At 41.5% G+C, this 9569-nt stretch carries 13 protein-coding genes; 9 read left to right on the top strand and 4 right to left on the bottom strand.

Translation table 11 applies throughout. The features are described 5' to 3' along the window. A partial coding sequence (locus tag N9I19_RS07285) for a MerR family transcriptional regulator (RefSeq protein ID WP_317777363.1) occupies positions 1 to 125 on the bottom strand: 125 nt, incomplete at its 3' end. A gap of 286 nt (positions 126 to 411) precedes the next feature. Between N9I19_RS07285 and N9I19_RS07280 the strand changes: the two genes are divergently transcribed. After that, positions 412 to 843 (top strand): VOC family protein, encoded by a 432-nt coding sequence (locus N9I19_RS07280; protein WP_289320091.1) that lies wholly within the window; start codon positions 412 to 414, stop codon positions 841 to 843. A 141-nt stretch (positions 844 to 984) separates the two neighbouring features. On the opposite strand, the gene proC is transcribed toward N9I19_RS07280, so the two are convergent. Next, positions 985 to 1830 (bottom strand): pyrroline-5-carboxylate reductase, encoded by an 846-nt coding sequence (proC, locus tag N9I19_RS07275; protein ID WP_289320092.1) that lies wholly within the window; start codon positions 1828 to 1830, stop codon positions 985 to 987. Positions 1831 to 2350: 520 nt separating this feature from the next. Here proC and N9I19_RS07270 point away from each other — a divergent pair. From N9I19_RS07270 to N9I19_RS07255, 4 genes are all read left to right on the top strand, one after another. Next, positions 2351 to 3319: an MBL fold metallo-hydrolase gene (locus tag N9I19_RS07270; RefSeq protein ID WP_061463957.1), complete on the top strand. Its 969-nt coding sequence runs from the start codon at positions 2351 to 2353 to the stop codon at positions 3317 to 3319. A gap of 23 nt (positions 3320 to 3342) precedes the next feature. Beyond that, a complete protein-coding gene (locus N9I19_RS07265) occupies positions 3343 to 4134 on the top strand; it encodes an SDR family NAD(P)-dependent oxidoreductase (RefSeq protein WP_317777360.1) in 792 nt (263 codons plus the stop codon). 155 nt (positions 4135 to 4289) lie between these two features. Then, complete coding sequence (locus tag N9I19_RS07260) at positions 4290 to 4457, top strand: hypothetical protein (RefSeq protein ID WP_317777359.1); 168 nt, start codon at positions 4290 to 4292, stop codon at positions 4455 to 4457. Beyond that, a complete protein-coding gene (locus N9I19_RS07255; protein ID WP_317777358.1) occupies positions 4454 to 4816 on the top strand; it encodes a hypothetical protein in 363 nt (120 codons plus the stop codon). Before N9I19_RS07260 ends, N9I19_RS07255 begins: the two co-directional genes overlap by 4 nt. A gap of 79 nt (positions 4817 to 4895) precedes the next feature. Here N9I19_RS07255 and N9I19_RS07250 read toward each other — a convergent pair whose 3' ends face one another. After that, positions 4896 to 5555: a C40 family peptidase gene (locus tag N9I19_RS07250; protein WP_061463954.1), complete on the bottom strand. Its 660-nt coding sequence runs from the start codon at positions 5553 to 5555 to the stop codon at positions 4896 to 4898. A gap of 414 nt (positions 5556 to 5969) precedes the next feature. Between N9I19_RS07250 and N9I19_RS07245 the strand changes: the two genes are divergently transcribed. The 3 genes from N9I19_RS07245 to N9I19_RS07235 all read left to right on the top strand — a co-directional run bounded on the left by N9I19_RS07245 (position 5970) and on the right by N9I19_RS07235 (position 8114). After that, a complete protein-coding gene (locus N9I19_RS07245; protein WP_284470272.1) occupies positions 5970 to 7229 on the top strand; it encodes a Y-family DNA polymerase in 1260 nt (419 codons plus the stop codon). Between the two features lie 26 nt (positions 7230 to 7255). Continuing rightward, complete coding sequence (locus N9I19_RS07240; protein ID WP_317777357.1) at positions 7256 to 7588, top strand: YolD-like family protein; 333 nt, start codon at positions 7256 to 7258, stop codon at positions 7586 to 7588. Positions 7589 to 7790: 202 nt separating this feature from the next. Then, a complete protein-coding gene (locus N9I19_RS07235; RefSeq protein WP_089361456.1) occupies positions 7791 to 8114 on the top strand; it encodes an iron-sulfur cluster biosynthesis family protein in 324 nt (107 codons plus the stop codon). A 40-nt stretch (positions 8115 to 8154) separates the two neighbouring features. Here N9I19_RS07235 and N9I19_RS07230 read toward each other — a convergent pair whose 3' ends face one another. After that, positions 8155 to 9054 carry an alpha/beta hydrolase gene (locus N9I19_RS07230; protein ID WP_317777356.1) on the bottom strand — a complete coding sequence of 300 codons (900 nt, stop codon included), beginning with the start codon at positions 9052 to 9054 and terminating at the stop codon, positions 8155 to 8157. Positions 9055 to 9186: 132 nt separating this feature from the next. Here N9I19_RS07230 and N9I19_RS07225 point away from each other — a divergent pair, with 132 nt between their 5' ends. After that, entirely contained in the window at positions 9187 to 9447 is a 261-nt protein-coding gene (locus N9I19_RS07225; protein ID WP_061463949.1) for a YqkE family protein, read from the top strand. The last annotated feature ends 122 nt before the right edge of the window (positions 9448 to 9569 follow it).

The following is a 9569-nucleotide window of genomic DNA, read 5'->3' as shown; positions in this document are numbered from 1 at the left end:
TCTTCATCTGAAAACTGATAGTGGCCAAGCTGATTCCGTTCTACCTCCATGTTCAATTGGGTGACCCAGCGTTGAATCGTACTATGGGAAACATTCAGTAACCGGGCAACTGCACTTGTATTCATCGAGATTCCCCCTTTTGTTGTTGAATTCGATAAGTATGAGGCAATTCCTTTACAGATGACAAAACAAGTATTCATTCGGCAAAGAAAGTGGATTTCCTACGTAATTTGCATGAGGACCGATCCGAGAAGGAATACTCTTGGAGCCGGTTTTGGCAAATGGTGAGCCTTGTTAGGAGATTTAAGAAGAAGCATTTGTGATGGTGTGGCTTGATGGTCAATCAAACTATAAAGGGAAAATGATTCATATGTCGAATTACCCTTTGAAGAAGAAAAAAGGAGGAATAGTATGAACAGAATTAACCTTATAACTTTAGGTGTTAAGGATATCAATGAATCCTTAAGGTTTTATCGGGATGGGTTGGGATTTTGCACATCGATAAAAGAGGAAGAACCAGCAATCGTTTTTTTTAATAATGCAGGAACGAAACTTGCTTTGTATCCTTTAGAGGAGCTAGCAAAGGACATTAATGAGAAAGCACCGCCTAAGAAACATGGTTTCCCGGGGCTTACGCTCGCTTATAATGCTAAATCAATAGAAGAAGTGGATGAAGTGATCAACAAGGCTGAAAAGGCCGGGGGAATAATCGAGAAATCACCTCAAGATGTTATTTGGGGAGGATACAGCGGATATTTTTCAGACCCCGATGGTTACTATTGGGAGGTTGCGTATTCGAAGGATTGGAGTTTTGATGAAACGGATATGCTCATTATAAAGTAACGCGCACTGCGGAAGGGCTGGAAAATCAAAAGACATGGACCTTCCCTATGCCTTCAGAAGTTGGATCATAAAAAGGGCTGTTGCCTTGCCACTGCCTATACGGGAGTGGCTAGTCAACAGCTGGTAATCATCATGTGCCTTTTACTGTGAAACTACATGCTTGGCAAGTTCTTTACTTATTTGATTGCCCATTCGCTTCGATTGCTCAGTCGCCTCTTGTACACAGGCAATGAATGCTTCTTGCACTTGATGTGCTTGAAGTGCTTTCAGACCTGCTTCAGTCGTTCCGCCTGGTGAAGTTACTTCCTTTCTTAGCACGGCAGGCGTTTTAGGTGATTTCTGTAACATATCGGCCGCACCCATCAGTGTCTGGAGAATCAATTGCTTCGCTGTTTCGGAATCGAGACCTATTTTTTCTGCTGATTTTTCCAATGCTTCGACCAAGTAATATATATAAGCCGGCCCGCTTCCTGATAAGCCTGTTACCGCATCTAGCTGGGCTTCGCCAACGACAGCTACGGTTCCTACCGTTTCAAAAAGGGTAATCGCCGTTTGTAATTGCGATTCTTTCGTGTGACCATTAGCCGCAAGGGCAGTTGCTGATTTTCCTACAGCTGCCGATGTATTAGGCATGGCTCGGACGATTGAGAACTGTTTGTTGGCGACTCCTTCCAAACTTGTTGTATGAACCCCGGCCACCACGGAAATGAACAGCATTTCTTCGCGAATGTATTCTTTTATTGATTGCATCGTTTCTAAAATATCTTTCGGTTTCACCGCCAGTACGACAAGGTTTGCATTCTGTACTAATTGCTGCAGCGATCTTGTGGCAGTTACACCGTATTCTTTCTTTAAATAATTTAACCGGTCATCATTGGATTTATTTGTTACAAAAATATTTGCTGGATCAATTACCTGTTGAGTCACCAGCCCCGAAATGATGGCTTCTGCCATTGATCCAGCCCCGATAAATGCGATTTTTTTCATATTTCTCGCTCCTTTTTCTTTTAAATTTTCGGTCTTTTTTTAAAAACAAAAAGACCCCTCATCCAATAAAGGACGAAAGGTCTAGCTTCCGTGGTACCACCTTTGTTCAACTTTTCCATAACAAATAAACAGAAAAGCTGCACTTGATTCCTCTAACGCGGGAATTACGTCAGGTTTTCCTGAAGGCTCATAAGGTAGGTTCAATAATGAGGGGGCGATGAAGCCTTTCAGCACATTCCGAGCTTCACTCTCTTTACGCCATCAATAAATTTACTTGGCCTTAATCAAAGCCATCCGTCTTTAATTACTTGTGATTATGAAGGATATATCAGTACTCTGTCAATGATAATATATGCATGGACGACAAAAAATAGACATGAATTATGTGAAAATAATGACAGTGATTAAAAATACATGTAAAATGGTAATTATACCTACATTTTATTGATAAGTGTACTAAAAATCCTGTCTAGCGTATAAAAAGATTTATATAAATATAATTTCTAAGGTGGAAAAGATTATGGCGAATTGGAATGGAGATATCGCAAAACTTGCATTGCCCACGCCATTTGCAGTGGGCGATGTAAATGTTTATGTTGTTAAAGGGGATGCTTTAACGCTAATTGATACTGGAGTTAAAACAAAACGATCAAAGGAAGCCTTGACTAATGGACTTGGTGATTTGGGTCTGGAACTGACTGATATCGAACAAATCATTTTAACCCATCATCATCCTGATCATGCAGGTGCACTCGATTTCTTTGAAAAGGATATCCCTGTTTATGGACATAAAAACAATCAGCGCTGGCTGACTATCAGTGATGAGTTCCTTGAAACCCATAATCGTTTTTTTCTTGATTATGCCACGAAGTTTGGAGTGGCAGAAGAGCTGAAAAATAAACTGATCCATAACCGCGACGAAATCAGCTTCCTTAGTCAACGGAAGCTGCATGGATATTTGGCTGAGGGGGATGAGCTTCCTGGTCTTCCAGGCTGGAAAGCGATCGAGACTCCAGGGCATGCGCAAAGCCATTTATCCTTTTACAGGGAAAGTGACGGTGTCATGATCGCGGGTGATCACTTGCTTGCTAAGATTTCACCTAATCCTTTAATGGAACCGCCTTTACTTCTGGGCGGTAAGAGGCCTCGTCCGTTACTGCAATATAATGCATCACTTCAGAAATTATTGGATTTTTCCATATCCACTGTATACTCCGGACATGGAACTGAAGTGGAAGGAGATGCGGTTGCTGACTTGATTCAATATAGATTCGAGCGGCAGCATAACCGGGCCATGCAGGTGAAAAGCATGCTTCAAGATAAACCTTTATCGGTCTTTGAAGTATGTCAGCAGCTTTTTCCGAAAGTTTACCTTCAGGAAGTGGGCCTGACACTTTCGGAAACGGTTGGTCAGCTGGATTATTTAGAAGATTTGGGTGAAGTCGAAACAGAAATCCAATCAGGGGTCATTCTGTATTCAATCGCTTAATGTTCTCAAGGAGGCTCACTTTTTTGAATAAGTTACAAGGGAAAGTTATTGTTATTACCGGTGCTTCCGGAGGGATTGGCAAGGAAGTTGCAATCCAAAGTGCAAAGCAGGGAGGCCGTCTCGTCCTCTTGGCCAGAAGCCTGGATAAATTACAACAGCTAAAGAATGAACTAATCAACCAATATGGGATTGACGCATATGCCTATAAGCTTGACGTTGCAGATACTGATCAGGTGACAAGGGTATTCAATGACATCCATGAACAAATAGGTGAAGTGGATGTATTGGTCAATAATGCCGGTTTCGGCACGTTTAAAGAAGCGCAGGATACGGAATTAAATGAAACGAAAGCAATGTTTGCTGTTAACGTCATTGGATTAATGGCCTGCACAAAGCTGGTTCTTCCGTATATGAAGCGGAGAAAATCGGGGCATATCATCAATATCGCTTCACAGGCCGGTAAAATTGCCACTCCTAAATCAACATTGTATTCTTCGACCAAGTTCGCAGTTCTTGGCTATTCAAACGCACTTCGGCTCGAGCTAATGGAAGATCATGTTTTTGTGACCACCGTCAATCCTGGGCCCATAGAAACGAATTTCTTTAACATTGCGGATGAATCAGGGACATATTTAAAGAATGTTGAAAAATTCATGCTTAACCCTGAAGATGTCGCGTCCAAAATCGTAGCAGCGATGCTGACCAATAAGAGGGAAATCAATCTCCCTGGCTGGATGAATTTAGCTGGGAAATGGTATAACATGTTTCCAAAGATCACCGAATCTTTAGGGAAAAAAGCATTCTTCAAAAAGTAGGCCAGACTTTCTATAGCGCTACAAGGCGAATAAGGTCAGCAATAGATAAAACAAAAGGGGAATGTCCAATGACATTCCCCCTTTGTTTGAAAAAATTTGAATAAATTGGTAACCATTTCATTGGGAAAACCGTCTATTTTTTAGGAGGGATTTTCATGAAGATGATCGTAAACCTTTATATATATATAATTGTTGCCTTTATTCTGGCTAGCTGTCAATCTTCTGATAGGAATATGCATGAGGCCATTGATAAGGGGGAAAAAGGTTTCATTACGGATCTTGACGATAAAGGATTTTGGTTAAAGGGACGTACTACAAGGTGACCAATGATACATATATTCAAGATCAACATGGGAATGATCTCGATTATGCTGACCTGGAAATCGGGATGAAAGTGAAACCATGGCACCGGGGCGGGGTCAAGAAAACATTTCCTGGGAAAGCGGAAGCGGAATTGATTCTTGTTTTGACGGATGCAAAAAGCTTAGCCGAACAAAGGGCGGTAACTGCTGCCATCGATCATGTCAGCAAAGCGGAAAGTCAGCGATTCATGATTCTCGAGGTCAGCCATTTGCCCTCAGAACATGTATATAATATCGAAATGATGAATCGTTCCAACTTAGATTCTTCATTCATGGTGACAGTTGAGGATTTAACGGATGAAATACTATATATAAAATAAAAGAAATGAATAAAACCGGACTGACTCATTTATGAATTCTGTCCGGTTATTTTATGGGAATCCGCTCACGTCCTGGATTTTATAAAGTTTTCGCACCTAAATATTTTGGTTTCCAATAAGAATTATCCATATCCGCGATGGCTATTCCTTTTGAAGATGTAGCACTAATGAATTGACCATTTCCGATATAGATCCCAACATGTGATACTCCTGTTCTTCCAGAAGAAGTATCAAAGAATACAAGATCACCTTTAGATGGTGAAGATACTTTTAACCCTGTATTTGAATAGAGCAATGATGTTGTACGTGGTAAGGTAATTCCTTGTGATTTCTGGAATACATAATAAATGTAGCCTGAACAGTCGAATCCAGTTGGTGTTGTCCCGCCCCATTTGTAGGGTTTGCCGATTAAGGTTTTTGCATAGCTGATTAGGCTTGTATTATTGACATTATAAACACCAAGCGCATTAAATGTGCCTCGGCCGGCAATTCCGTCGGCAGTTAATCCTTTAGCTTTTTGGAATTTTTTTACTGCAGATGTGGAATACGTGCCGTAATATGTAGTCAGTGAACCTGAATATGTGAAATAACCTTTGGTTTTTAAAAGTTGTTGTAGTTGTTTGACATCGCTATGTGTCATTCCGGGTCTGAGGGTTTGATCTCCGATATTTGCAAAGGCTTGCAGTGGGGTTAGCATCATGGCAGATGCAACAGCAGCTGAAGCGATCCATTTCTTCATAATTTTCATTTCCTCTCTATCTATCTCTCTTTTATTCTTAACAATATTATCCTACAATACCATTATGACAATTAGACATAATTTTGGTTACAGTTTCATTACAAAAAATGAGTAGTAAGACTGAAATTAAATGGACGAAAGACTGTTGAAAGCGGTGAGGGAAATTTAAAAAACTAAGCCTTTTGACTCATTCTGGATTATTCAAGCTCCTAATTGATCTGTTCTTAAAAAAACTATATGGATAATCAGTTTAAAATTGGTATTTAATCCGTTTTTAGGGTTCATTATATTTTTAAAGGAAATTGCATTAAAAAGTAGAAAATTGTATGAAAACTTCCATTGAACAAGAACGTATATTCGGTTAAAGTTATGAATATAATAAAAGCGAACGTATATTCTTGTTAGGGTGAAGAAATGATGGATTATGGGACAATGCCGAAACAATCAATTATGTGTATCGATATGAAAAGTTTTTATGCAAGCTGTTCAGCGGTCATGCTTGGTCTGGACCCACTCGATTGTTATCTGGCGGTGGTTGGTGATTTGAAGAGGACGGGGAGCATTGTGCTTGCGGCTTCCCCAAAGATGAAGAAGGAATTTGGCATCAAGACAGGTTCGCGGAGGTTTGAGATTCCGAATGATCCAAGGATTGTCGTCGTTGAACCCAAAATGGCGACCTATTTAAGGGTCTCGACGGAAATCACCCGCTTGTTCAACCGTTATGTGCCCAAAGAAGCGATTCACGTGTATAGTGTGGACGAAAGTTTTGTGAAAGTCGATGGTGCCGCTTCTTTATGGGGAGATGCCCAGGTGATAGCTGAAAAGATAAAAGATGAAATCGAACGGGAATTACAGCTCCCCTGTGCCATTGGAATTGGTCCGAACATGCTTATGGCAAAACTTTGCCTTGATTTGGAAGCCAAGCATAAAGGGATTGCGGAATGGAAGTATGAGGATGTGCCGAACAAACTTTGGCCGATTGCCCCGCTTCGTGAAATGTGGGGAATCGGCAGGCGCGTAGAAAAAACCCTTCATGGAATGGGCATATTCACGGTCGGGCAGCTTGCCAATTATGATCTTGAATTACTTGAAGCGAAGTTCGGAATTATGGGCAATCAGCTTTACCACCATGCGTGGGGAATCGATTTATCGGATATGGGGGCGACAATCATCGAAGGGCAAGTCAGCTTTGGCAAAAGTCAAATCCTGCTAAGGGATTATAAGGAGGAGCATGAGGTCAAGCAGGTCATGCTGGAAATTTGCGAAGAGGTTGGAAGAAGGGCACGCACCCACCGCAAGGCAGGAAGGACGGTCAGCTTAAGCATTGGTTACAGCAAGGATGAGTTTGGCGGAGGTTTCCATCGTTCGCGTTCGATTAGTGAACCGACTAACATTACGATGGAGTTATATAAAGTTTGCCTGGAGCTTTTTCATGAGAACTATAAGCAAAAAACGGTTCGGAGCATAGCGGTCACACTCTCGAATATTGTGGATGATAACGAAATGCAGCTGACTTTATTTGATGCTTCGCGCTGGAAAAAGCGGGAATTGAGTTACACGGTTGATCGAATCCGCCATAAATATGGACCCAAATCGTTATTGCGTGCAGTTTCGTATACGGAAGCGGGTACAGCCGTTTACCGAAGCAGGCTGCTTGGTGGACATAAGGCGTAAGGTCGACTTTGAAGGGAGGGAAAAGAATGATTCGTGATCGCGGCCGTATCAAATGGACATCGATGATGTTGCCGGAGCATGTGAAGATGCTCCGGGAGTGGGTGGTGGAGGATGGCCATGAAACGAAGCGCATCCTTGATGAGCAGCAACTGGAAGAAATGAATGTGGTAATGGGGGAAGCGATGGAGGAAAGAAAGGATGTCACGATCGCTCATTATGAAGGAAACCGGTATCAGCTGTTAATCGGCAGGATCCATTATTATAATGAGCTCACCCAAAAGCTTCATATCGTCGATCGCTTTCAGCAGGCTCACTATATCAAGCTTTCCGATATAGCGGATGTAAGGATAATGGAATGATGAGCGGAAGGGCTGTTCTCGAGGGACAGCCTTTCATATTCGAAACGATATCGGTTCTTTTTAATGTATTTTCTTCTTGGTGAAAGGGGATCATCGGGGCAAAAGATAATCTGGGCGATCTTGCAGAAGGAAGCAGTATCATTAACAGAAACATTTTTATCGTTTATAATAGGGAATGCAAAGATATCGGGAGGCATGGATCATGTATATTGAATGGACGGAAAGAGCGGCTGAGAAAATAGCCGATAAGGTTCAGGGAAAAGAAGGATATTTACAGTTGAAATATGATACTGATGGCTGTGGCTGCGTGGTAAGTGGTGTGACCGCGCTATGGCTGGTCAACGAACCTGAAGAAGGTACCGAAAAAGCGGAAACGAACGGAATTCCCCTATATGTTGAGAAATCAAAAATGATTTTTCTGGATGAAGTCATGAAAATAGACTTTGTTCCGGAAGCGAACAGCTTTCAATTAAAAAGTCCGAATCAAATCTTAAATCCGAGGATGAGCTATTTTAATAAAATCTAACTAGAAAAGAGGGAATCGTGGATACCCTCTCTTTTTCTGCTCAGACAAGTTTGAGAAACTGATCGATTTGATTTTCATATTCTTTTGGATTTTCATTATAAGATTGAGCGTGGGCCCCTTTTTTAGCGATGTACAGCTGCTTTGGGCCCTCTTTTGCTGCATATAATTCCGCTGTCATGGAAGCGGGAATGAAGCTGTCGTTTTCACTATGGATGAAGAGCACAGGGTTTCGGATGTTTTTCATATAATCGATGGGGGACACTTCATTTGTCCAATATCCATCACGGAGTTTGATGAACGTACGCCCAAGCGGAAACACGGTCCAAGAGGGAAATGGGATTTCAAGCTTGAGCTGGTGTTTGATCTGATCCTCGAAATTTGAAAATGGACAGTCGGCAATGTAAAAATCAGCACCATCTTCAAGCATTCCGGCATATAAAAGCAAGGTTACGGCCCCCATGGATTCTCCATGAATGCCAATATGAAGATCGGAACCTTTACGTCTTTTCAATTCATCGATTACGGCCTTCAGGTCGAATTTTTCATAATGTCCATAACTGCTCGTCTTGCCACCAGAATCCCCGTGCCGCCGGTGGTCATAAATGATGGCGTTGAAGCCGCGCTTAAGAAAAATATTCATGTACTTAATCGAATTGACTTTGTTTTCCGTCACACCATGAGAAATGACCACCCATTTATTGGTGTCATGCGGTTCGATGAACAAGCATTTCAAGGAATATCCGGATGGTGAGGGTACCCAAATTTCCGTTTTAGGCAGATTATCAAAATCCTCCCTGATCAGGCGTTTAGCCATGATTTCACGATTCTGGATATAATCGGTTTCCTTCTTTTTCATGTACATGATCCGATTGGAAAAATAAATGCCGACGCCGATGATATAGGTTAGAATTCCAGCTATTGCAAACCACCATTTTTTCATGAAGGGTCCTCCTCGGTTGATTTTCTTTATTTTACCATGAGGGAAATGGGAAAACACTGTTTGAAAACCATAACGAGGAAAACGGCAGTCGTGATATAATAATTTCAAATAAATGGCCAGGAGGTTTTAAGGATGAAAAAGAAACAGCCGCGAAATCAAAATCAAAGCAAAAACCAAGATAAAGATTCATCATCATTGAAACTTGGTGATATGATCAATCAAGATATCATGTCCCAGCTTCGTCAAAAGCAAAAGGAACTGAATGAGGCTGAACAGGAGAAAAGGGCAGCGGAGGAAGAAAGAAAACGCGAAGAAAGAAAGCAGCGGGAGAAGAACAAATCATTCGAGGAGCTATTGGGTGAAAGCGATATGAACTGGAAGAACTATAAATAAAGAAAAAAGGGGGCAGTGTAGCCCATCCACAGGAAGAACCATTCTAAACGGATAGGGGAACACCCCTTACTGATATTCCTTTATTTTATAAAGCATAACGATTATATTTAAGATAAGTTCGA

The sequence above is a fragment of the Peribacillus sp. CSMR9 genome, from assembly GCF_033141925.1.
GTDB lineage: Bacteria > Bacillota > Bacilli > Bacillales > DSM-1321 > Peribacillus > Peribacillus simplex_A.
Note: the sequence above shows the minus strand (reverse complement) of the source record. Positions and strands in the feature narration are given on the sequence as shown.

Excerpts from the sequence above, each read along its gene's own strand:
- N9I19_RS07245 (WP_284470272.1), top strand. The coding sequence starts at position 5,970 with ATGATGGATTATGGGACAATGCCGAAACAATCAATTATGTGTATCGAT.
- proC (WP_289320092.1), bottom strand. The coding sequence starts at position 1,830 with ATGAAAAAAATCGCATTTATCGGGGCTGGATCAATGGCAGAAGCCATC.
- N9I19_RS07260 (WP_317777359.1), top strand. The coding sequence starts at position 4,290 with ATGAAGATGATCGTAAACCTTTATATATATATAATTGTTGCCTTTATT.
- N9I19_RS07230 (WP_317777356.1), bottom strand. The coding sequence starts at position 9,054 with ATGAAAAAATGGTGGTTTGCAATAGCTGGAATTCTAACCTATATCATC.
- N9I19_RS07280 (WP_289320091.1), top strand. The coding sequence starts at position 412 with ATGAACAGAATTAACCTTATAACTTTAGGTGTTAAGGATATCAATGAA.
- N9I19_RS07235 (WP_089361456.1), top strand. The coding sequence starts at position 7,791 with ATGTATATTGAATGGACGGAAAGAGCGGCTGAGAAAATAGCCGATAAG.
- N9I19_RS07240 (WP_317777357.1), top strand. The coding sequence starts at position 7,256 with ATGATTCGTGATCGCGGCCGTATCAAATGGACATCGATGATGTTGCCG.
- N9I19_RS07225 (WP_061463949.1), top strand. The coding sequence starts at position 9,187 with ATGAAAAAGAAACAGCCGCGAAATCAAAATCAAAGCAAAAACCAAGAT.
- N9I19_RS07270 (WP_061463957.1), top strand. The coding sequence starts at position 2,351 with ATGGCGAATTGGAATGGAGATATCGCAAAACTTGCATTGCCCACGCCA.
- N9I19_RS07250 (WP_061463954.1), bottom strand. The coding sequence starts at position 5,555 with ATGAAGAAATGGATCGCTTCAGCTGCTGTTGCATCTGCCATGATGCTA.